Source organism: Rhodoferax sediminis, from assembly GCF_006970865.1.
GTDB lineage: Bacteria > Pseudomonadota > Gammaproteobacteria > Burkholderiales > Burkholderiaceae_C > Rhodoferax_A > Rhodoferax_A sediminis.
Genome location: NZ_CP035503.1, coordinates 3747028 through 3767604, shown reverse-complemented (window position 1 = coordinate 3767604; position 20577 = coordinate 3747028). Strand labels below are relative to the sequence as shown.

Annotated in this window: 22 protein-coding genes; 14 read left to right on the top strand and 8 right to left on the bottom strand. The window is 66.7% G+C overall.

All coding sequences use genetic code 11. The annotated features are described in order from the left end of the window. Nucleotides 1–21: 21 nt before the first annotated feature. From EUB48_RS18175 to EUB48_RS18160, 4 genes are read right to left on the bottom strand one after another with little or no spacing between them, the layout of a single operon-like run. Nucleotides 22–1101 carry a DUF3108 domain-containing protein gene (locus EUB48_RS18175; protein WP_142820436.1) on the bottom strand — a complete coding sequence of 360 codons (1080 nt, stop codon included), beginning with the start codon at nt 1099–1101 and terminating at the stop codon, nt 22–24. Beyond that, nucleotides 1080–2858: a M61 family metallopeptidase gene (locus EUB48_RS18170; protein ID WP_142820435.1), complete on the bottom strand. Its 1779-nt coding sequence runs from the start codon at nt 2856–2858 to the stop codon at nt 1080–1082. Before EUB48_RS18170 ends, EUB48_RS18175 begins: the two co-directional genes overlap by 22 nt. Before the next feature lie 34 nt (nt 2859–2892). Next, nucleotides 2893–3618 carry a DsbC family protein gene (locus EUB48_RS18165; protein ID WP_420821421.1) on the bottom strand — a complete coding sequence of 242 codons (726 nt, stop codon included), beginning with the start codon at nt 3616–3618 and terminating at the stop codon, nt 2893–2895. A gap of 48 nt (nt 3619–3666) precedes the next feature. Then, the gene (locus EUB48_RS18160) at nt 3667–4794 is read right to left on the bottom strand and encodes an FAD-dependent monooxygenase (RefSeq protein ID WP_142820433.1); all 1128 of its coding nucleotides are present in this window, start codon (nt 4792–4794) and stop codon (nt 3667–3669) included. 58 nt (nt 4795–4852) lie between these two features. On the opposite strand from EUB48_RS18160, the gene EUB48_RS18155 reads away from it, so the two are divergent. Then, nucleotides 4853–5719 (top strand): MOSC domain-containing protein, encoded by an 867-nt coding sequence (locus EUB48_RS18155; RefSeq protein ID WP_142820432.1) that lies wholly within the window; start codon nt 4853–4855, stop codon nt 5717–5719. Between the two features lie 72 nt (nt 5720–5791). Continuing rightward, nucleotides 5792–6883: a redox-regulated ATPase YchF gene (gene ychF / locus EUB48_RS18150; RefSeq protein WP_142820431.1), complete on the top strand. Its 1092-nt coding sequence runs from the start codon at nt 5792–5794 to the stop codon at nt 6881–6883. Between the two features lie 78 nt (nt 6884–6961). Here the strand turns inward: ychF and EUB48_RS18145 are convergent, their stop codons facing one another. After that, nucleotides 6962–7444 carry a YqaA family protein gene (locus EUB48_RS18145; RefSeq protein WP_142820430.1) on the bottom strand — a complete coding sequence of 161 codons (483 nt, stop codon included), beginning with the start codon at nt 7442–7444 and terminating at the stop codon, nt 6962–6964. Nucleotides 7445–7568: 124 nt separating this feature from the next. Here EUB48_RS18145 and dusB point away from each other — a divergent pair, with 124 nt between their 5' ends. From dusB to EUB48_RS18105, 8 genes are all read left to right on the top strand, one after another. Then, on the top strand, nt 7569–8645 hold the full coding sequence (gene dusB / locus EUB48_RS18140; RefSeq protein WP_142820429.1) for a tRNA dihydrouridine synthase DusB: 1077 nt from the start codon (nt 7569–7571) through the stop codon (nt 8643–8645). Beyond that, nucleotides 8626–8862, top strand: coding sequence for a Fis family transcriptional regulator (locus EUB48_RS18135; protein WP_077564047.1), 237 nt, complete (start codon nt 8626–8628; stop codon nt 8860–8862). The genes dusB and EUB48_RS18135 overlap by 20 nt, the downstream gene beginning before the upstream one ends. Next, nucleotides 8853–10442: a bifunctional phosphoribosylaminoimidazolecarboxamide formyltransferase/IMP cyclohydrolase gene (purH, locus tag EUB48_RS18130; protein ID WP_210411769.1), complete on the top strand. Its 1590-nt coding sequence runs from the start codon at nt 8853–8855 to the stop codon at nt 10440–10442. Before EUB48_RS18135 ends, purH begins: the two co-directional genes overlap by 10 nt. Nucleotides 10443–10759: 317 nt before the next feature. Then, nucleotides 10760–11539 carry a putative hydro-lyase gene (locus tag EUB48_RS18125; RefSeq protein WP_244618450.1) on the top strand — a complete coding sequence of 260 codons (780 nt, stop codon included), beginning with the start codon at nt 10760–10762 and terminating at the stop codon, nt 11537–11539. A gap of 52 nt (nt 11540–11591) precedes the next feature. Then, on the top strand, nt 11592–12848 hold the full coding sequence (locus EUB48_RS18120; RefSeq protein ID WP_142820426.1) for an MFS transporter: 1257 nt from the start codon (nt 11592–11594) through the stop codon (nt 12846–12848). Further along, a complete protein-coding gene (gene pxpB, locus EUB48_RS18115; RefSeq protein WP_142820425.1) occupies nt 12845–13633 on the top strand; it encodes a 5-oxoprolinase subunit PxpB in 789 nt (262 codons plus the stop codon). The genes EUB48_RS18120 and pxpB overlap by 4 nt, the downstream gene beginning before the upstream one ends. Continuing rightward, nucleotides 13630–14682 (top strand): 5-oxoprolinase subunit C family protein, encoded by a 1053-nt coding sequence (locus EUB48_RS18110; RefSeq protein WP_142820424.1) that lies wholly within the window; start codon nt 13630–13632, stop codon nt 14680–14682. Before pxpB ends, EUB48_RS18110 begins: the two co-directional genes overlap by 4 nt. A gap of 40 nt (nt 14683–14722) precedes the next feature. Then, complete coding sequence (locus tag EUB48_RS18105) at nt 14723–15496, top strand: LamB/YcsF family protein (protein ID WP_142820423.1); 774 nt, start codon at nt 14723–14725, stop codon at nt 15494–15496. Nucleotides 15497–15629: 133 nt separating this feature from the next. Here the strand turns inward: EUB48_RS18105 and EUB48_RS18100 are convergent, their stop codons facing one another. The 3 genes from EUB48_RS18100 to thiD form a co-directional block, all read right to left on the bottom strand. Continuing rightward, nucleotides 15630–16508, bottom strand: coding sequence for a LysR family transcriptional regulator (locus tag EUB48_RS18100; RefSeq protein WP_142820422.1), 879 nt, complete (start codon nt 16506–16508; stop codon nt 15630–15632). Between the two features lie 69 nt (nt 16509–16577). Continuing rightward, nucleotides 16578–17891, bottom strand: coding sequence for a glutamate-1-semialdehyde 2,1-aminomutase (gene hemL / locus EUB48_RS18095; protein WP_142820421.1), 1314 nt, complete (start codon nt 17889–17891; stop codon nt 16578–16580). Beyond that, the gene (thiD, locus tag EUB48_RS18090; RefSeq protein WP_142820420.1) at nt 17875–18819 is read right to left on the bottom strand and encodes a bifunctional hydroxymethylpyrimidine kinase/phosphomethylpyrimidine kinase; all 945 of its coding nucleotides are present in this window, start codon (nt 18817–18819) and stop codon (nt 17875–17877) included. The genes hemL and thiD overlap by 17 nt, the downstream gene beginning before the upstream one ends. Before the next feature lie 95 nt (nt 18820–18914). Here thiD and EUB48_RS18085 point away from each other — a divergent pair, with 95 nt between their 5' ends. The 4 genes from EUB48_RS18085 (at nt 18915) to EUB48_RS18070 (ending at nt 20459) form a co-directional block, all read left to right on the top strand. Then, a complete protein-coding gene (locus EUB48_RS18085) occupies nt 18915–19088 on the top strand; it encodes a rubredoxin (RefSeq protein WP_077564055.1) in 174 nt (57 codons plus the stop codon). Nucleotides 19089–19151: 63 nt separating this feature from the next. After that, nucleotides 19152–19562 (top strand): response regulator, encoded by a 411-nt coding sequence (locus EUB48_RS18080; protein ID WP_142820419.1) that lies wholly within the window; start codon nt 19152–19154, stop codon nt 19560–19562. Then, a complete protein-coding gene (locus EUB48_RS18075; RefSeq protein WP_142820418.1) occupies nt 19549–19914 on the top strand; it encodes a response regulator in 366 nt (121 codons plus the stop codon). The genes EUB48_RS18080 and EUB48_RS18075 overlap by 14 nt, the downstream gene beginning before the upstream one ends. A 14-nt stretch (nt 19915–19928) precedes the next feature. Next, a complete protein-coding gene (locus EUB48_RS18070; protein WP_142820417.1) occupies nt 19929–20459 on the top strand; it encodes a chemotaxis protein CheW in 531 nt (176 codons plus the stop codon). The last annotated feature ends 118 nt before the right edge of the window (nt 20460–20577 follow it).

Below are 20577 nucleotides of genomic sequence, written 5' to 3'. Positions count from 1 at the left end.
GCGGCAAGCGTGAGGGCATGCCTAGCGCTGCTCGATCTTGTCGACGATCAGGTCCACGTAGTTCGCCTCATCCAGATTCAGGCGCACGCGCACTGGCAGGTATTGCAGGCTCGGCGCAAACCACATCTCCACCATGATGGTGCCGCGCGGGTTGCCTGGCGGGCGCGGCTTGATGTGAAAGGCCCGCACCGGCCCGAGTCGCGGGGTGGGCACCGTGACTTCTTCGGGCACGTCGTAGGTCCACAGATCCACGCCGCCGGGGCGCGCCAGCCACAGGTCGAACGAGTGGCCCACCTGCAGCGCGGTCTGCCCGGTGTTGAACTGCCAGGCGAGTTCGACGAACTGGCTGATCGTGTCCTGCACTCCCTGCGGGCGCGCCACCTGGTTGCCGTTGGGCAGCAGGATGCTGTGCTCGTCCAGCACGATGCTGCGGCGCCGGCTGCGCACCAGCTCTTCATAGACGCGCGGGAACAGGCCCGGCGGCGCGATGCTGCCCTGGCTGGTCATGCTCATGCTGAGCAGCCAGCCGATGTTCACCTCGATGCGGGACTGGTACTGGTCGCCCTGGCGTTGCCACAGCACCTGCGCGTCGCCGTGCAGCGCCCCGCGGTAGTTGCCACTGAGACGATAGATCAGGCGCGTGTCGTCGGGCCAGATGTCCAGGTAGTTCGTGGCGGCATGGGGGTTGGCGCTGTCGTCCAGCGGCGTGACGCTGTTGGTGCCGGCCGGGATGGATGCCGGCGCCTCGGGGGCGCTGGCGGTAGCGGTGGCGGCGCTGCCGGCCACCTCGGGCGCGGAGGCGGCAGGCTCCGGCGGCGCCACGGCGGGCGGCTGCGGGGTCGCCGTGGCTTCGATTGCTATTGATTTGGTAGCTTTGTGTGCACGTGTGGCATGGGCTGGCGCTGCTTTTCTCTGAAGAACGGGCGGCGGCGCCGGGGCCGTGGGCACGATCTCGCGGGTCAGCATCGGCGCGGCCATGGGCCGCAGCACGGAGGTTTCCTGCCAATGGGCGGCCAGCCAGGCCAGCACGGCCCAGTGCGCCAGCAGCACGGCCAGCGTCAGTGCGGCAACCGTGCGGCCTAGTCCTGGGATGCGAGCCACGGCTTGGCCAGTGCGGCGTCGCGCAGGGCCAGACGCCACGTGGTGACGGCGGGGGGCAGGGCCAGCGTCAGCCGCAGCAGGCGCTTGTCGCGCGCGATGATGACGGTCACTTTTCTGGAAGACCCCGCGTACAGCAGCAGCTCGTCGAGCTTGTTCAGGCGCCAGCTGCTGGGAGACGCCTTGGTGCCGACTTGGACGCCCAGCCATTCGTCGCCCGCGGCCAGGCCGGCGCGCTCGGCCGCCCCGCCGCGCAGCACGGTCTTGACCTGGATGCCGTTGCTCTCGCTCACGCGCAGGCCCAGCCGCTGCGCCAGCTGGGCCGGCTCGTCGAGCACGGCCACGCCGTGCCGCTCGAGCAGGTCGCGCAGCGGCAACTCGCGCGTGCCGTGCACCCAGCGGGCGATCTCCTTCGAGAAGGAGCGGCCGCCCAGCTCCTGCAGCACCGCGGCGAAGTCGGCCTCGGTCAAGGGGCCGGCCTGGCAGCGCCGCCACAGGGCGCGCATCACGTGGTCGAGCGTGGTGTGGCCTTCCAGGCGCAACGTCAAATCAAAACACAGCGCCACCAGCGCGCCCTTGGTGTAGTAGCTCACCGTGGCGTTGGGCGTGTTCTCGTCGACCCGGTAGTACTTGACCCAGGCGTCGAAACTGGCCTGCGCGACCGACTGCAGCGCGCGTCCCGGCGTCTGCTGCACCTGGTTGAGGGTCTTGTTCAGCAGGCGCAGGTAGCCGGCATCGTCGACCAGACCGGCGCGGCGCAGCAGCAGGTCGTCGTAGTAGCTGGTGAAGCCCTCGAAAAACCACAGCAGCTGCGTGTAGTTTTCCTGCGTGTAGTCGTAACGCGTGAACTCCTCCGGGCGCAGGCGCTTGACGTTCCAGGTGTGGAAGTATTCGTGGCTGATCAGGCCCTGCAGCGTCGTGTAGCCCTCGGGCGGCTTTTTCTCGCCGAGCCGCGGCAGGTCGCGGCGGTTGCAGATCAGCGCCGTGCTGGTGCGGTGTTCCAGCCCGCCGTAGCCGTCGTCCACGGCGTTCAGCATGAACAGGTAGTTGGCGTGCGGCGCGCGCGCCTTGGCACGGGCGCCCGTGCCAAAGGCGCCATGCCAGAAGCGGATTTCGGCCTCGCAGATTTTTTGGGCGTCCGCCAGCAGCCGGTCAAAGTCGAACGAGGGCGCTGCGCCGGCCACGACAAAACGGTGCGGCACGCCGGCGGCCACGAAGGCACCGCTCAAGAACGTGCCCATTTCCACCGGGCAGTCCACCAGCTCGTCGTAACTGGCGGCGAGGTAGCGGCCGAAGCCCTTTTTATCAATCTTTTGCGCTGTAGCCGGCGTGGCTACTTGCCAGTGCGCTATGGATTGACTAGCAACGAGTTCCAGCCCATGCGGCTGGTCTTCCTGGCCCAGGACGCGCAGGCACAAACTGGTGCCATTGAAAAAGCCACGCGCGGCATCCAGCCACGCGGTGCGCACCGAAGGGTCCAGCGCATACACCTCATAGCTGAGCACCAGCGGCTTGGCCGGCAGGCATTCCACCTCCCAGCTGCATTTGTCGAGTTGGCGCAGCGGGGCAGCCCGGGTGCCTTGGCGCGCCTGCAACTGCTGCAGGTTCTTGGAGAATTCGCGCACCAGGTAGCTGCCCGGGATCCACACCGGCAACGCCACGCGCTGCTGTGCGGCGGGCTCGGCAATGGTGAGCGTGACGCGGTACAGGTGCGCGTGCAGGTCGGCCACCTCCACGCGGTAGTGCAGGGGCGGGACCATCAAGCGGGACTTCAAGATGTGCGGCCGATGCGGTCTATTTGGCGGCAGCCAGCTGTTTTTCGACCTGCTGCGCGTCGATGTAGCCCGGCACGCGCGAGCCGTCGGCGAAGAACAGGGTCGGCGTGCCGGTGATTTTGTAACGGGTCGCGAACGCCAGGTTGCGGGTCAGCGCGCCGGTGTCGCAGGTGGCGGCCGGAGGCGCGGCGTCCTTCAGCATCAGGTCCTGCCAGGCCTTGGCGCGGTCCTTGGCGCACCACACGTTCTTTGATTTCTCGGGCGAGTCGTGCCCCAGGATGGGCAGCAGGAACATGTGGATGGTGACGTTGTTGACCGCCTGCAGGTCGCGCTCGAAGTGCTTGCAGTACGGGCAGTTGGGATCCTCGAACACGGCCAGCTTGCGCTTGCCGTTGCCGCGCACCACGGTGAAGGCGTCCTTGATGGGCAGGGCGGCGAAGTCCACCGCCGTGAGTTTGTCCATGCGTTCTTCGGTCAGGTTGCGGCGCAGTTTGGTGTCGATCAGGGCGCCCTGGATCAGGTAATTGCCCTCCGAGTCGGTGTACAGAATGTCGGAGCCGTTCACGCGCAACTCGTACAGGCCGGGCATGCCGGTTTTGCTGACCTCGTCGATCTTCGGCATCTGCGGCACGCGCTCGGCCAGGTTCTTGCGAATCACCGCCTCCTGGGCGCTGGCGCCCAGGCAGCTCGTCAGGGCGGCCACCGCGAGCACCGTGTGCAGCAGGGTTTTCAGTAATTTCGTCATCATGGTTCCGGTTATTTTCAATTCCTGCCGTGGCGGCCGCGATTCAGCTCAGGTGCGGCGCAGCCCCATCGCCTGCCGGGCCAGCCAGGTCTTCAGCGGCCCGCTGCGTTCAAACCCGTTCATGCCCCAGTTGCGCAAGGCCTGCAACGGCCCCGCGCCGCGCGCAAACAACTGCTGCAAGCCGTCGGTGGCCAGCCCCATCGACAGCACGTCGACCTTGCGGGCGCGCTCGTAGCGGCGCAGCAGTCGCAGGTCGCCCACGCTGCGCCAGTAGTCGCGCTCGTGCAATACCGCGGCCAGCTCCGCCGCATCGGCCAGGCCCAGATTCAGTCCTTGCCCGGCCAGCGGATGCACCGTGTGTGCGGCGTCCCCGGCCAGCGCCCAGCTTTTCCCCGCGTGCGTGCCGACCCAGCGGCCGGCCCGCGCCAGTTGCAGCGGCCAGGCGGCGCGCTCGCTGCCCAGCGTCAGCGCGCCCAGGGCGCCGTGGCTGGCGACACCGAGCTGCCGTGCAAATTCTTCGGGGCTCAGGGCCAGCAGCTGCGCCGCACGCTCCTGCGGGACAGACCACACAATCGCCACCGAGTTCCCCTGGTCACCGCCCAGCGGCAGAAACGCCAGGATCTCGTTGTTCGCAAACCACTGGCGCGCGATCTGGCCATGCGACTTTTCACAAACCAGCCGGGCCGCAATCGCCCGCTGCGGATAGGGTGTCACGTCAAAATCGACGCCGAATTCCGCGCGCGCGCTGCTGGCGCGGCCCTCGCAGATCACCGTCAGCGCCGCACTCTGCGGCGGCGCGTCCACAACCTCGACCAGCGGCTGGTAGCGCACCGCCTCGGCCAATTGGGCTTCGAGGGCGGGCACATCGACAATCCAGGCCAAGGCCGGCGCGCCTTGCGCCGCGGCGCTGAAGTTGACCTCGCCGCCGTCATCGCCGCACACCTGCATGCCCAGCACCGCGGTGGCAAAGGCGTCGTCGGGCCAGCCGCGCAGCGATTCGAGCAGCGCGCGCGCCGCGGCGTTGAGCGCATAGGCGCGCACATCGGTGGCGGCTGCGGCCGGCGCCGTGGGCCCGGCCACCAGGGCCACGCGCAGCCGGTCGCGCGCCAGCAACAAGGCGAGCGTGCGCCCCACCACCCCGGCGCCGCGAATACATACATCAAAGGGTTGAGCCATAAGTCCACAATTGTAGGAGGCGGGGCAAAATCGGAGCTTTCGTTGAAAGGATGCCCCCGTGACCTCTTCCAGTCCCGACGTGACGGGCCGCATTGCGCGGCTGTTCCTCTACCCCATCAAGTCGTGCGCCGGCATTGAAGTGCAGGAGGCCCTGCTGCTGGAGACCGGGCTGGAGTGGGACCGCGCCTGGATGGTGGTGGACGAGGCCGGCGACTTCGTGACGCAGCGCACGCTGCCGCGCATGGCGCTGATCCGCCCGCAGCTCAAGACCTCCGAGATGGTGCTGCGCGCGCCCGGCATGCTGACCCTGCACGTGGCGCTGGACGCCGTGGAGCAGCCCGCGCGCGTGCGGGTCTGGGACGACGTGGTGGACGCCTGGGACATGGGCGCGCTGGCGGCGCAGTGGTTCAGCGACTTTCTGGGCAAGAAGCTGCGCCTGGTGCGCTTCGATCCCGACGTGCAGCGCCTGTCCAGCCTGAAGTGGACCGGCGGCGTCGAGGCGCCGGTGCAGTTCAACGACGGCTTTGCGCTGCTGGTGACCAGCGACGCGGCGCTGGACGACCTCAACACCCGGTTGCAGGCGGGCGGCCACGGGCCGGTCGGCATGGAGCGCTTTCGCCCCAACCTGGTGCTGTCGGGCGTGCAGGCACACGATGAGGACCATCTGGACACCCTGCACGTGACGACCGAACAGGGCCCGGCGCAGCTCAAGCCCGTCAAACCCTGCGTGCGCTGCCCGATTCCCAACGTCGACCCCGCAAGCGGCATCCCCAGCCCCGAAGTGAGCGACACCTTGCAGACCTACCGGCAGGACGCGCGCATGGACGGTGGCATCACCTTCGGCATGAATGCCATCGTGCTGGCCGGCGCCGGCCAGCTGCTGCGCGTCGGCCAGAGCGTGGCGGCGGACTACGTTTTCGACTGACCGGGCCAAACCGGGCCGTCGCTTGCGTCGCTTGGGTCGCTTACACTTGGCCCCTGATTTTTGGGGTTTGTTATGAGTCTGAAGTGCGGCATTGTGGGCCTGCCCAACGTGGGGAAATCCACCCTGTTCAATGCCTTGACCAAGGCCGGCATCGCGGCCGAGAACTATCCTTTTTGCACCATCGAGCCGAATGTGGGCATCGTGGAACTGCCGGACCCGCGCCTGGACCAGCTGGCCGCGATCGTCGAGCCCGAGCGCATCGTGCCCGCCATCGTCGAATTTGTCGACATCGCCGGTCTGGTGGCCGGCGCCAGCAAGGGTGAGGGCCTGGGCAACCAGTTCCTGGCGCATATCCGCGAGACCGACGCTACCGTCAACGTGGTGCGCTGCTTCGAGGACGAGAACGTGATCCACGTCGCCGGCAAGGTGGACCCGATCTCCGACATCGAAATCATCCAGACCGAACTGTGTCTGGCCGACCTGTCGTCGGTCGAGAAGGCGCTGCACCGCCACACCAAGACGGCGCGCTCGGGCGACAAGGAGGCGATCAAGCTGGTGGCCCTGCTGGAGCAGTGCCAGGCCGCGCTGAACCAGGGCCAGCCGGTGCGCGCGCTGAACTTCAACAAGGAAGACCAGCCGCTGATCAAGCAGCTGTTCCTGATCACGGCCAAGCCCGCGATGTTCGTGGCCAACGTGGCCGAGGACGGCTTCGAGAACAACCCGTTCCTGGACCGGCTGCGCGAGTACGCGGCCAAGCAGAACGCGCCCGTGGTGGCAATCTGCGCCAAGATGGAAGCCGAAATGGCCGACATGGAGGAGGAGGACAAGCAGATGTTCCTGGCCGAACTTGGTCAGAGCGAGCCGGGCTTGAATCGCCTGATCCGCGCGGCCTTCAAGCTGCTGGGCCTGCAAACCTATTTCACCGCCGGCGTCAAGGAAGTGCGGGCCTGGACCATCCACGTCGGCGACACCGGCCCGCAGGCGGCCGGCGTGATCCACACCGATTTTGAGAAGGGCTACATCCGCGCCCAGACCATCGCGTTCGACGACTTCATCGCCTACAAGGGCGAGCAGGGCGCGAAAGACGCGGGCAAGATGCGCTCGGAGGGCAAGGAGTACGTCGTCAAGGACGGTGACGTGATGAACTTCCTGTTCAGTTCCTGAGATTTACAGGAAATAGGGCTTCGGCCCATGATTGGCGTTGGCTGGTAGCTATGTATTTAGTAGCAAACCGGCGCCCAGTCAAAACGTGAACCGCCCCGGGAACACCCAGATCAGCGCCGCCGTCATCGCGACGTAGCGCAGGAACTTGCCCACCGCCATCCAGGCCAGGCAGGGCCAGAACGGCAGCTTGAGCCAGCCGGCGACGGCGCACAGCGGGTCGCCGATGCCGGGCAGCCAGGACAGCAGGCAGGCGATGGGGCCGAGTTTTTCGAGCCAGTTCAGGGCTTTCAAATGCGTCGGCGAATGGCGGTATTTGTCCAGCACCCTGTGCGCGCCGTAGCCCATCCACCAGTCCAGCGCACCGCCCAGCGTGTTGCCCGCCGTGGCGACCAGAATGGTCGGCCAGTACAGCTCGGGGTTGAGCTTGATCAGGCCGAACACCACCGGCTCGGAGCCCAGCGGCAGCAGCGTGGCGGAAATGAACGACACCACGAACACCGTGCTGAGGCCCATTTGGGGCAGCGCCAGCAGCGTGAGCAGTTGTTGGATCCAGGCTTCCATGGGAGCCACGAGTATAGGCAGACCGTTGCGTGAAATTTCAATTGCTGAAATTTTGGGCGACTACAATGGCAGACCCCACCCAGAGCCGTTTTTTTCAGCAACGCGTTTGCGTCTTCACCGCCCCATGAACATCGGCCCCTTCACCCTGGCGAACAACCTGTTCGTCGCCCCGATGGCGGGCGTGACCGACCGGCCGTTTCGTCAGCTCTGCAAGCAGCTCGGCGCCGGCTATGCGGTGAGCGAGATGGTGACCTCGCGCCGCGATTTGTGGAACACGCTGAAGACCTCGCGCCGCGCCAACCATGCGGGCGAGCCCGGCCCGATCGCCGTGCAGATTGCCGGCACCGACGCGCCCATGATGGCCGAAGCCGCGGCCTACAACATCGACCGCGGCGCGCAGATCATCGACATCAACATGGGCTGCCCGGCCAAGAAGGTCTGCAACAAATGGGCCGGCTCGGCGCTGATGCAGGATGAGGCGCTGGCGCTGGCCATCGTGCAGGCCGTGGTGGCCGTGTGCGCGCCGCGCCAGGTGCCGGTCACGCTCAAGATGCGCACCGGCTGGTGCCAGTCGCACAAAAACGCCGTTACGCTGGCGCGCGCGGCGGAAGACGCCGGTGTGCAGATGGTCACGGTGCATGGCCGCACGCGCGAGCAGGGCTACAAGGGGCGCGCCGAGTACGACACGATTCGTCAGGTCAAGGCCGCGCTGCGCATTCCGGTGGTGGCCAACGGCGACATCGCCACACCCGAGCAGGCCCGGGGCGTGCTGCGGGAGACCGGGGCCGACGCCGTGATGATCGGCCGCGCGGCGCAAGGCCAGCCCTGGATCTTTCGCGAGATCGCGCATTTTCTGGCGACCGGCGAGCATCTGGCGCCGCCGCTGGTGGCCGAGGTGCGGCGCGTGCTGCTGGACCATTTGCAGGACCACTACGCGCTGTACGGAGAGTTCAGCGGCGTGCGCACCGCGCGCAAGCACATCGGCTGGTACGTGCGCGCCCTGCCGGGCGGCGAAGCCTTTCGCGCGCGCATGAACCTGCTGGAAAACTGCCAGGCGCAATGCGCCGCGGTGGCCGATTTTTTTGACGAACTGGGTGCCTCCAACGACCGGCTGCCGCGCGGCTTGGCCCGCGCACCCATAGACCTGGGCGAAGAACAAGAGCGACAAGGGGAACAAGGGTATGAGCAAGAAGCACATTGAAGAGTGTGTGCGCGCCAGTCTGGAAGGCTACTTCAGGGACTTGCGCGGCACCGAGCCGGGCGGCATGTACGAGATGATGGTCAAGGTGGTGGAGCGTCCGCTGCTCGAAGTGGTGATGAACCAGGCCGACCACAATCAATCCAGGGCCGCCGAATGGCTGGGCCTCAACCGCAACACGCTGCGCAAGAAGCTGGTTGAACATAAGTTATTGAAATGAACGCACTGATTTCCGTCTCCGATAAAACCGGCATCGTCGAATTCGCGCGTGCCCTGCACGCGCTGGGCATCAAGCTGATCTCCACCGGCGGCACCGCCAAACTGCTGGCCGACCAGGGCCTGCCGGTGACCGAGGTCGCGGCGCTGACCGGCTTTCCCGAAATGCTGGACGGGCGCGTCAAGACGCTGCACCCGAACGTGCACGGCGCCCTGCTGGCGCGGCGCGACGTGCCCACGCACATGGCGGCGCTCGCACAGCACCATATCGACACCATCGACCTGCTGGTGGTGAACCTGTACCCGTTCGAGGCGACGGTGGCCCGACCCGGCTGCACACTGGAGGACGCGATCGAGAACATCGACATCGGCGGGCCGGCCATGGTGCGCTCGGGTGCCAAGAACTGGAAAGATGTGGCGGTGCTGACCGACGCCTCGCAGTACGCCGGCGTGCTGGACGAACTCAAGGCCGGCGGCGCGATCAGCGACAAGACCAAGTTTGCACTGTCGGTCGCGGCCTTCAATCGCGTGAGCTGCTACGACGGCGCGATTTCCGACTACCTCTCGCGCATCCAGGGCGACGGCAGCCATGCGCTGTTCCCGGGCCAGGCGAATGGCCGCTTCATCAAGCTGCAGGACCTGCGCTACGGCGAAAACCCGCACCAGCAGGCCGCGTTCTACCGCGACCTGTACCCGGCGCCGGGCTCGCTGGTGACGGCGCAGCAGCTGCAGGGCAAGGCGCTGTCGTACAACAACATCGCCGACGCCGATGCGGCATGGGAATGCGTCAAGAGCTTTGGCACGGAAGCGGCCTGCGTCATCGTCAAGCACGCCAACCCGTGCGGCGTGGCGCTCGGCGCCGATGCGCTGCAGGCCTACAGCCGCGCGTTCCAGACCGACCCGACTTCGGCCTTCGGCGGCATCATTGCCCTGAACCGGCCGGTCGATGCCGCGGCCGCGCAGGCGATCAGCCAGCAGTTCGTCGAGGTGCTGATGGCGCCCGGCTATACGCCCGAAGCGCTGGACGTGTTCAAGTCCAAGGTGAACGTGCGCATCCTGCAGATTGCGCTGCCGCCCAACGCCGGCCCGGGCAAGAGCGACTGGGACAACGGCCGCAACGCCGTGGACGTCAAGCGCATCGGCTCCGGCTTGTTGATGCAGACCGCCGACAACCATGAGCTGGCACTCAGCGATCTCAAGGTGGTGAGCCAGAAGCAGCCGACGCCGCAGCAGCTGCAGGACCTGCTGTTCGCCTGGAAGGTGGCGAAGTACGTCAAGTCCAATGCCATCGTGTTCTGCAAGGACGGCATGACGATGGGCGTCGGCGCGGGCCAGATGAGCCGGCTCGACTCGGCGCGCATCGCCAGCATCAAGGCGCAGCATGCCGGCCTGTCGTTAGAGGGCACGGCGGTCGCGAGCGACGCCTTCTTCCCATTTCGCGATGGGCTCGACGTGGTGGTGGACGCCGGCGCGACCTGCGTGATCCAGCCCGGCGGCAGCATGCGTGACCCCGAGGTGATCGCGGCCGCCGACGAGCGTGGCGTGGCCATGGTGTTCAGTGGCGTGCGCCACTTCCGCCACTGACATTCAAGAGAAAAGTGCCTGCAGCCCATGAGGGGTGGGCGCTGTATGCTGCTATTTTGATAGCAATCTGAAAATGCTGCAGACCACGCCAGCCATCCCGGCGATGGCTTATGCACTGTCGTCGCCGCAACGGCGGGCGGCCGACCTCCCATCGAAGAAATCGATCATGGCATAACGAAATTTAGCGTTTGTCGCGCCCTGCCGCGCGCTCGATACTGCGCCCCATCTGCACCGTGCAACGGAGCACACGCAGCAAACCGCAGGAGAGTTATGTGACCGTTCTTGATCCTTCTCCATCGGCCGCGGCCGAACGTCCCGTGTTCGCCAACGCGCGCGAGGCGCGCCAGGCAATCCGCGCCGGCCGCTGGCGCGAGCACACCAGCGGCCTGGCGCCGGCCAATGTCCAGGGCAACGTGGTGATCCTGCCGGCGGCGCTGGCGTCCGACTTCCTGCGCTTTTGCCAGCGCAACCCCAAGCCGTGCCCGCTGCTGGCCGTGTCCGAGCCGGGCGATCCGATGCTGCCGACCCTGGGCGCCGACATCGACATCCGCAGCGACGTGCCGCGCTACCGCGTCTGGCGGGACGGCGAGCTGGCCGACGAGCCGAGCGACATCGGCGCGCTCTGGCAGGGCGGCCTGGTGAGCTTCGTGCTCGGCTGTTCGTTTTCCTTCGAGCACGCGCTGATCGAGGCCGGCATCGAGCTGCGCCATGTGCGCGAGGGCAGGAACGTGGCAATGTACCGCACCAACATCCCGACCACGCCGGCCGGCCCGTTCCATGGTCCGATGGTGGTGTCGATGCGTCCCATGAAGGCCGCGGATGCGATCCGCGCGGTGCAGGTCACGGCGCGCGTGCCGGCCGTGCATGGCGCGCCGGTGCACCTGGGCGACCCGGCCTTGATCGGCATCGCCGACATCGGACGCCCCGATTTTGGTGACCCGGTCGAGATCAAACCCGATGAGCTGCCGGTGTTCTGGGCCTGCGGCGTGACGCCGCAGGCCGTCGTGATGGCGGCGCGACCCGCGTTCTGCATCACCCACGCGCCGGGCTACATGCTGATCACGGACCGGCTCAACAGCGATCTGCCGTTCGCCTGAGCCGGCGGCCCCCTTCATCTTCATGCCCGACAACATTCACAGGAGACAAACCATGTGGCTACAGGAAACCAGCAAGGCCGAGCGCAAGACCCTGGTCGCGGCGTTCGCCGGCTACGGCGTCGATGCCTTCGACTACATGATCTACACCTTCATGATCCCCACGCTGATCGCGCTGTGGGGCATGACCAAGGCCGAGGCCGGCTACATCGCCACCGGCGCGCTGATCACCTCGGCCATTGGCGGCTGGCTCGCCGGCATCCTGGCCGACAGGTACGGCCGCGTGCGCATCCTGCAGCTGACCGTGCTGTGGTTCACCGTGTTCACCTTTCTGAGCGGTTTCACGACCTCGCCCGAACAGCTGCTGGTCACGCGCGCGCTGCAGGGCCTGGGCTTTGGCGGTGAATGGTCGGTCGGCTCGGTGCTGATCGCCGAGATGATCCGGGCGCGCCACCGCGGCAAGGCGGTCGGCTTGGTGCAAAGCAGCTGGGCGGTGGGCTGGGGTGTGGCGGCGATCGCATTCTGGGCCGCGTATTCGCTGTTCGCGCCCGAGATGGCCTGGCGTGTGCTGTTCTGGCTCGGCATCCTGCCCGCGCTCCTGATTCTCTACATCCGGCGCCAGATCAAGGACCCCGAGGTTTATCACGCCACACGCGCACAGATGACGAAGGACGGCGACACCGGTAACTTCCTCGAGATCTTCTCGCCCGCGCTGTTGCGCACGACGGTGTTCGCGAGCCTGCTGGCCACCGGCATGCAGGGCGCCTACTACGCCGTGACGACCTGGCTGCCGACCTTTCTGAAGACGGAACGCCATCTGTCGGTGCTGAACACCAGCGGCTACCTGCTGGTGCTGATCATCGGTTCGTTCGCCGGCTACCTGACCAGCGCCTGGCTGTCCGACCGTCTCGGCCGGCGCCAGTGCTTCATCCTGTTCGCGATCAGTGCCGGCGCGCTGGTCGTGGGCTACACGCTGGTTCCGGTGACCGACGCGCTGATGCTGGTCTTGGGCTTTCCGCTGGGCTTCTTCCTGTCGGGGATTTTCTCGGGCATGGGGGCCTACCTGAGCGAGCTGTTCCCGAGCCGGGTGCGCGGCTCGGGCCAGGGCTTTTGCTACAACTTCGGGCGCGCGGTCGGCTCGGTCTGTCCCGCGCTGGTGGGCTACCTGAGCACGTCGATCCCGCTTGGCACGGCCATCGGCTACCTCGCGGGCGCGGGCTACCTGCTGGTCGTGATCGCCGCACTGGCGCTGCCTGAAACGCAGGGGCTGGAACTGAGCGCCGGCGACGAAGCGCTGGCCGCCAAGGCATGAGCGCTGCTGTCCAGCCAGCGCTGCCCGAGGCGCGCCTGCTGCCGCTCGGCGACGCGGCGCTCACGGTGGAGTTCGGCAGCGCGATAGCGCCGCCAATCCACGCCCGGGTGCTCGGCTTCGCCAGTGCGCTGGAGGCGCTCGCCGCGAGCGGGCGGATCGATGGCGTGCTCGAATGGGTGCCGACCTTCCGCTCGGTCACGGTGCATTTCGACCCCGACCGCATCGACGCCGACGCCCTGGCCGCGCAGCTGCAAGCGCTCGCGCGCACCAGCAGCAGCCTCACGGTGGCCGGCTCGCACTGGCGCATCCCGGTGTGCTTCGACCCCGAGTTTGCCCCCGATCTGGATGAGCTTGCCAGCGCCAAGTCGCTGCGCCGCGAGCGCGTGGTCGAGCTCATGACGCAGACCGTGTTCAGCGTTTACATGCTGGGCTTTCAGCCCGGCTTCAGTTACATGGGCGGCCTGCCCGAGGCACTGGAAATGCCGCGCCTGGCCTCGCCGCGCAAGCGTGTGCCGGCGGGCTCGGTCGCCGTGGCGCAGCGCATGTGCGCCGCCTACCCGTGGGAAAGCCCGGGTGGCTGGCGGCTGCTCGGGCGCACGCCCGTGCCGCTGTTCGATGCGGCCGATGCCGAGCGGCCGGCGCTGCTGGCGCCCGGCGACCAGGTGCGCTGGCAGGCGGTCGATCGCGCAGCCTACGAGGCGCTGCAGGCGCGCTGCGCGGCCGGTACGTTCGATCGCGCGAGCCTGTGCCTCGAAGCAAAGCATGGCGCCAAGGTGACCCGATGAGCGCGCAGCTTGAAGTGGTGGAGAGCGGGTTGGCCGTGGCGGTGCAGGATCGCGGTCGCTTCGGCTACCGGCGGCTCGGCGTGCCGGTGTCGGGCGCGCTCGATCCACTGCTGCTGGCGGCGGCGAACGCGCTCGTGGGCAACGCGGCCGGCACCGCGGCGCTGGAGATCCTGCTCACCGGCCCCGCGCTCAAGGTGCGCGCGGGCCGCGTGCGCTTCTCGCTCGCGGGCGAGATAGCCGCCAAGGTGCAGAGCGCCCAGGGCAAGCTGCTGCCGGTGGAACCCTGGTGCACGGTCACGCTCGGGCCCGGCGACAGCATCAAGTTCGGCGCCGCCGCCGCGCCCAAAGCGGGCGGCCTGAGCATCGCCTATGTGGGCATCAGCGGCGGGGTCGACGTGCCGGTCGTGCTGGCGAGTCGCTCGACCTACGCGCGCGCCGCGCTCGGCGGCATGCACGGCCGCGCCATCACCGCGGGCGACCTGCTGCCGTGCCGCAGCGTGGCGGGCGATGCGCCGCTCGAATTCCGTGGCGCCGGACCCCTCGTGCACCCCGAGGGACCGATCCGCGTCGTGCCCGGGCCGCAGGCCGACCATTTCACCGACGAGGCGCTGCAGGCCTTTTTCAGCCAGCCGTTCACGGTCACGCGCGACAGCGACCGCATGGGCATGCGGCTCGAGGGCCCGGCGCTGACTCACAGCGCGCTCGGCGCCGACATCGCCTCCGACGGCGTCACGCCGGGGGCGATCCAGGTGCCGGCCAACGGCCAGCCGATCATCCTGATGGCCGATTGCCAGACGGTGGGCGGCTACCCGAAGATTGCGACTGTGATCCGCGCCGATCTGCCGCGGCTGGCCCACGCCCGGCCCGGCGCGCAGTTGCGCTTTGCGCGCGTGAGCCTGCCGGAGGCCGCGGCCGCGCGCGCGGCGCAGGCGCAGCAATTGGCGCTCTGGGCCGGCCGCATTGCCGGTTTTCGCCCGGCCGGCATCATCGATGATGCCGCGCTGTACGGCGGCAACCTGGTCAGCGGCATGATTCGCGCCGACGCGTAGGACGGAGCCGCGCGCTGCGCCATTTTTGGGAGTCACCACCATGTCGAGAATCATCAACCTCAACGCCGACCTCGGCGAGAGCTTCGGCGCCTGGACCATGGGCTCGGACCGCGAGATTCTGCAGTCGGTCGGCTCGGCCAACGTGGCCTGCGGCTTTCATGCGGGCGACCCACTGGTGATGCGCAACACGCTGCGGCTGGCCAGGGCGGCCGGTGTCAGCGTCGGCGCGCATCCCTCGTACCCCGACCTGCAGGGCTTCGGGCGCCGGCGCATGCAGATCGAGCCGGCCGAGCTGGAGGCGCTGCTGATCTACCAGATTGCCGCGCTGGACGGCATGGCGCGTACCGAAGGTATGCGCGTCGGCCACGTCAAGGCGCACGGCGCGCTCAGCAACATGGCCTGTGCCGACCTGGCGCTGGCGCGCACCGTGGCCGGCTCGGTCAAGGCCTACGACCCGGCGCTGATCCTGCTCGCGCCCGCGCTGTCGTGCCTGTGCACCGCAGGGCGCGAGGCCGGGCTTGCGGTGGTCGAGGAAATTTTCGCCGACCGTGCCTACCTGGACGATGGGCAACTGGTGCCGCGCAGCCGCGCCGACGCGATGATCCACGGCGCCGCGCACTCGCTGGCGCACGTCGAGGCCATGCTCGACGCGCAGGCGTTGATCTCGGTCAGCGGCAAGCGCCTGCCGACGGCGATCGGCAGCATCTGCGTGCACGGCGATGGTCCCGAAGCTGTCGCCACCGCGGCCCATCTGCGCGCCGAACTCGCTCGCAAGGGCTACCAGTTGCGGCCGCTGAGTGCACCCGCAGTGTGATGCCGATGGGTGGTGCGAGGGAGGGTTGTTTGCTATTAATAATATAGCAAAAAGCGTATATTCCACGCTGACTGAGGAGACATTTCATTCAAAGTCTCAGCAACGCGCGGCAGCCGGCCCGACAGCCGCGCGACTACTGCGCCCGCACAAACACCAGCGCCTCGTGCAAAGCCTTCGCGAGCCCCGGCGCCACCGGGCCGCTCCAGTAGCTCGCCACCATCGGCAGCGGCGCCAGCGCGGCATCGCAGCGCAGGATCGCGATCCGGTTGCGCGCCAGCAATTGCTCCACTGCGGCGCGCGGCAGCGTGGCGATGCCGAAGCCGCTCTCGGCAAGCCGCACCAGCGCCGAGATCGATGACACCGTGTGCACGCGCTTGCTTGCTGCGCCGAGCGAGCGCAGCAGATCGAGCAGCGCGACGTGCGGCGCCGAGCCGCGCTGGAAAGTCATCAAGTCGCGCGCCAGCAGTTCGTCGACGCTCAGCGGCCTTTTTCTCGCCATGCTCAGGGGGCCAACGAACACCATCTCGAGCGGTGCCAGCACCTCGTTGGCAATCTGCTCGCCGAGCGCGGGCAGCGCGGCGAACGCCAGGTCCAGGCTGCCGCGGCGCAACTGCTCGACCAGCACCGGTGTGGTCTCGATGGTGAGCTCCAGTTCGAGCTGCGGGTTGGATTTTTTCAGCAGATCGACCATCGGGATCAGCCAGGTGTGCAGTGCGGTCTCGATGCCGCCGATGCGCAGCGACAGCGGCAACTGCTCGGGGCTGCCCAGTTCGGTCTTCATTTCGCGCTGCAGCGCCAGCAGGCGCTCGGCGTACTGCAGGAAGCGCCCGCCCGCGGGGGTCAGCTTGAAAGCGCGTTCGCGCCGGTCCAGCAGCGCGATCCCGAGTTCCTGCTCCAGCGCCGCCACACGGTTCGAGACCGCCGACTGCGTCAGGCACAGTTTTTCGGCGCCGCGCGTGATGCTCCTGAGCCGCGCGACCCAGACGAAGGCTTCGACGAAGCGCAGGTTCATGGCGCCGCTCCCGATCCCCAGAAACCAAGCAGGAAGTGCTTGAAGCGCCGGCGCATCGGTCTTTTCTTGCTACGGTTTTTGCAGTGTCTGGAAGACTTCGCGCGCCGCGCCGACGGTTTCGGCAATATCCTGCGCGCTGTGTGCGGCGCTGACAAACCCGGCTTCGTACAGCGCCGGCGCGAGATACACGCCGCGCTCCAGCAGACCATGGAACAGGCGGTTGAAACGCGCGCCGTCGCTCTTCATGACCTGGGTGTAGTTCTGCGGCAGCGCGTCCAGCAGGAAGAAGCCGAACATGCCGCCTTCGCTGTCCGCGCTGAAGGCCACGCCCGCGTCGCGCGCGGCGCCGGTGAGGCCGTCGACCAGCGCGCGCGTCTTGCGCGACAGGTCCTCAAAAAAGCCCGGCCTGGTGATTTCCTGAAGCGTGGCCAGGCCGCAGGCGGTGGCCACCGGATTGCCCGACAGCGTCCCGGCCTGGTACACCGGGCCGAGCGGGGCCAGCTGTTCCATGACGGCGCGCGAACCGCCAAACGCGGCCAGCGGCATGCCGCCGCCGATCACCTTGCCCAGCACCGTCATGTCCGGCGCGAACCCCGGGATGCTTTGCGCATAGACGCTTTGCGCGCTGCCCAGCGCGACGCGGCAGCCGGTCATCACCTCGTCGAATATCAGCAGGGCGCCGTGCTGGCTGCACAGTTCGCGGCAGCGCTGCATGAACGGCACCGAGGCGCGCACGAAATTCATGTTCCCCGCAATCGGCTCGATGATCAGGCAGGCCAGCTCGCGGCCGTGCAGCGCGAACGCTTCCTCCAGTTGTTTGACGTTGTTGTACTCCAGCACCAGCGTGTCCCGCACCACCTCGGGCGGCACGCCCGCGCTGGTCGGGTTGCCGAAGGTGGCCAGGCCCGAGCCGGCCTTGACCAAGAGCGCGTCGGCATGGCCGTGGTAGCAGCCCTCGAACTTGATGAACTTGCTGCGGCCGGTGGCGCCGCGCGCCAGGCGGATCGCGCTCATGCCGGCTTCGGTACCCGAGCTGACCAGGCGCAGCATCTCGATGGAGGGCACGAGGTGGATGATGGCTTCGGCCAGCTCGACCTCGCGCTCGGTCGGTGCGCCGAACGAGAAGCCTTCGAGCAGGGCCTTTTGCACCGCCTGCAGCACCGCCGGGTGGCCATGGCCCAGAATCATCGGGCCCCAGGAGCCGATGTAATCGATGTAGCGCTGGCCGTTGGCATCCCAAAAATGGGCGCCTTGCGCGCGCTGCACAAAGCGCGGCGTGCCGCCCACGGCCTTGAAGGCGCGCACCGGCGAATTCACGCCGCCCGGGATGAAGCGTTTGGCGCGCTCGAACAGCGCTTCGTTGTGGTCAGTGTTTGGTTTCATGGGGAGGCATGGCAAAGCCTTGCAAATCGCCGGTTTCGGCTTCGGTCACCTCATCGGCATCGGCATCGGCCTCGGGCTGGGCCCAGAACAGGCGGTCCGGCAGCACGTTGCCCATGCCGGGGCGAAAGCCGCCATCGAGGCAGCGGTCCAGATAGCTCAGCGCCTCGCTGGTCGCTGCGGCCAGGTCGCTGCCGCTGGCAATCAGGGCCGCGAGCGCGGCGGCCAGGGTATCGCCCGCGCCGCAGAAAGTGGCCTCGAAACGCTCGAACTTTTCGCCGCCGAGCACCGCCTGCGGCGAGGCCAGCACATTGTCGATGAACTGCTCGGGCAAGGGGATGCCGGTGACCAGCGTGTAAGTGACGCCCATCGCCGCCGCCGCCTTGGCAATATCGCGCGCGCCGGGGCTTTCGTCGCCGTTCCAGTCCGGCAACAGCCAGCGCCACAGCGTGCTGTGGTTTCCAACCAACACGGTGGTCTGCGGCAAAAGCAGTTCACGAAAGGCATCGAGGTATAGATCGATCTGTCCCTCGTCCCACCACGACAGGTTGGGCATATAGGCCACAAGTGGTACATCGGCGTAGTCCGAAGCGATTTCGGCGATGGCGCTGAGGTTCTCGGGGCTGCCCACAAAACCGACCTTGATCACCTGCACCTGGATGTCTTCGAGGATGGTTCGGGCCTGCTCGGTCACGGCTTCCTCGTCGAAGGAGATGTGCTCGAAAATCTCGGCCGTATCCCGTATATAGGCGCCCGTCACGACGGGCAAGGCATGTGCGCCGACCGATGCGATGGCGCTCACATCGGCCGCCAGGCCACCCGCGCCGCTGGGATCGCTGGCGTTGAACACCAGCACGCAGGCCGGGCTCGAATCTTCGTCCTCGTCAGCGAGGGTGGTTGGGGGCAAATCCTGGGGTTTGTGGTTTGTCATAGGCCAAGTCTCGACAAATATCGGCTGATGGTGCTAACTTGGTCACATGAAGCCTAGATACAATTGTTGCATTCTATTCGAAGGCCCCTTAAGCTGTGACTGACTTTAAAACGTGGATGTGTTTGATTTGCGGATGGATTTATGACGAAGCGGCCGGAGACCCCGACCATGACGTTGCGCCCGGGACCGTCTGGGCACAGGTTCCCATGAACTGGACCTGCCCCGAGTGTGGCGCGCGCAAGGAAGACTTCGAAATGGTCCAAATATAGAACATATCGCGTGCAAGGCTATCGGCCAAGGTCGTTGAAGAAATAATTCGGGAGCAGCTGCCAATGACCACGACTGGATCGGGTTTCAAAGTTCTGGTAATCGATGACAGCAACACCATTCGGCGCAGCGCCGAAATCTTTCTCAAGCAGGGTGGCCACGACGTGGTGCTGGCAGAGGATGGTTTTGATGCGTTGGCCAAGGTCAACGACCATCAACCCCAACTGATTTTCTGTGACATCCTGATGCCGCGGCTCGACGGCTACCAGACCTGCGCCATCATCAAGCGCAACGCCAGGTTCGCTGGCGTTCCGGTGGTCATGCTGTCGTCCAAGGATGGTGTCTTCGACAAGGCGCGCGGCCGCATGGTGGGCTCGCAGGACTATCTGACCAAACCATTTACCAAAGACCAGCTGTTGCAAGCCGTGCAACAGTTTGGCGAAGCCCGTTCAGGAGTGATTGATGCCGGTTCATAAAGTGTTGGTGGTGGACGATTCCAAAACCGAGTTGATGGTTTTGACCGACATGCTGGAAAAAAATGGCATGTCCGTGAAAACCGCCGAGAACGCCGAGGAAGCCTTTCGTCGGCTCGCCCAGGAAAAGCCGGACCTGATTTTGATGGATGTCGTGATGCCCGGGAAGAATGGATTTCAGTTGACGCGCGCGATCTCGCGTGATCCGCAGTACGCGGATGTGCCCATCATCATGTGCACCAGCAAAACCCAGGAAACCGATCGGGTCTGGGGCATGCGCCAGGGCGCACGGGACTACATCACCAAGCCGGTGGATGCCAGCGAGTTGATGGCCAAGATCAAAGCCTTGCGCTGACGCACATCACCCGCATGGCCAATCGCGAAGCCCTCCGACAATTCCAGAGCCATTTGGCGAGCCGCTTGAGCGCGGCGCGGACCACGGGCGTCGCCGCCTCCTGGCTGGCGGTGGAAGCGGCCAATGTGAAGTATCTTTTTCCATTGAGTCAGTCGGGGGAGATTTTCCCCTGGGCCAATACCCAGCCAGTGCCTTATACCCAGCGCTGGTTTCTCGGCGTTGCCAATTTGCGCGGCGGCCTTTACGGTGTGATCGACCTGGGCGGCTTTGTCGCCGGCACGGCGCCTGCCTCCCGCGCGGAACCGGTCCGTGATCAGGCGCGGCTGGTGGCCCTGAATTCGGTGCTCGACGTCAATTGCGCGTTGCTGATTGACCGCCTTGTTGGCCTTCGCAGCATGGATTCATTTATTGATTCGGCGCCTGCCCCCGACACAGCGCCCGGTTATTTCGGCAGCGGGTACACCGACGCCGATGGCGCGCACTGGCAGGAAATCAACCTGCAGTCGCTCTCGCAACAACCCCGATTCCTGAGCATCAGCGCTTGAATGTCTTCGCAAGGTCGCACTACCATGTCCCTCGTCAATCAAATTGAAAAACCGTTCCAGGCCAGCGCTTCGGCAGTGACCGACGTCACCATGGCGGGTACCGTGGACATGAGTGCGG

Coding starts and splice junctions, on each gene's coding strand:
- EUB48_RS18170 (WP_142820435.1), bottom strand. CDS start 2,858: ATGGTCCCGCCCCTGCACTACCGCGTGGAGGTGGCCGACCTGCACGCG.
- EUB48_RS18165 (WP_420821421.1), bottom strand. CDS start 3,618: ATGACGAAATTACTGAAAACCCTGCTGCACACGGTGCTCGCGGTGGCC.
- EUB48_RS18160 (WP_142820433.1), bottom strand. CDS start 4,794: ATGGCTCAACCCTTTGATGTATGTATTCGCGGCGCCGGGGTGGTGGGG.
- ychF (WP_142820431.1), top strand. CDS start 5,792: ATGAGTCTGAAGTGCGGCATTGTGGGCCTGCCCAACGTGGGGAAATCC.
- EUB48_RS18145 (WP_142820430.1), bottom strand. CDS start 7,444: ATGGAAGCCTGGATCCAACAACTGCTCACGCTGCTGGCGCTGCCCCAA.
- dusB (WP_142820429.1), top strand. CDS start 7,569: ATGAACATCGGCCCCTTCACCCTGGCGAACAACCTGTTCGTCGCCCCG.
- EUB48_RS18135 (WP_077564047.1), top strand. CDS start 8,626: ATGAGCAAGAAGCACATTGAAGAGTGTGTGCGCGCCAGTCTGGAAGGC.
- EUB48_RS18120 (WP_142820426.1), top strand. CDS start 11,592: ATGTGGCTACAGGAAACCAGCAAGGCCGAGCGCAAGACCCTGGTCGCG.
- pxpB (WP_142820425.1), top strand. CDS start 12,845: ATGAGCGCTGCTGTCCAGCCAGCGCTGCCCGAGGCGCGCCTGCTGCCG.
- EUB48_RS18110 (WP_142820424.1), top strand. CDS start 13,630: ATGAGCGCGCAGCTTGAAGTGGTGGAGAGCGGGTTGGCCGTGGCGGTG.
- EUB48_RS18105 (WP_142820423.1), top strand. CDS start 14,723: ATGTCGAGAATCATCAACCTCAACGCCGACCTCGGCGAGAGCTTCGGC.
- EUB48_RS18100 (WP_142820422.1), bottom strand. CDS start 16,508: ATGAACCTGCGCTTCGTCGAAGCCTTCGTCTGGGTCGCGCGGCTCAGG.
- hemL (WP_142820421.1), bottom strand. CDS start 17,891: ATGAAACCAAACACTGACCACAACGAAGCGCTGTTCGAGCGCGCCAAA.
- thiD (WP_142820420.1), bottom strand. CDS start 18,819: ATGACAAACCACAAACCCCAGGATTTGCCCCCAACCACCCTCGCTGAC.
- EUB48_RS18080 (WP_142820419.1), top strand. CDS start 19,152: ATGACCACGACTGGATCGGGTTTCAAAGTTCTGGTAATCGATGACAGC.
- EUB48_RS18075 (WP_142820418.1), top strand. CDS start 19,549: ATGCCGGTTCATAAAGTGTTGGTGGTGGACGATTCCAAAACCGAGTTG.
- EUB48_RS18070 (WP_142820417.1), top strand. CDS start 19,929: ATGGCCAATCGCGAAGCCCTCCGACAATTCCAGAGCCATTTGGCGAGC.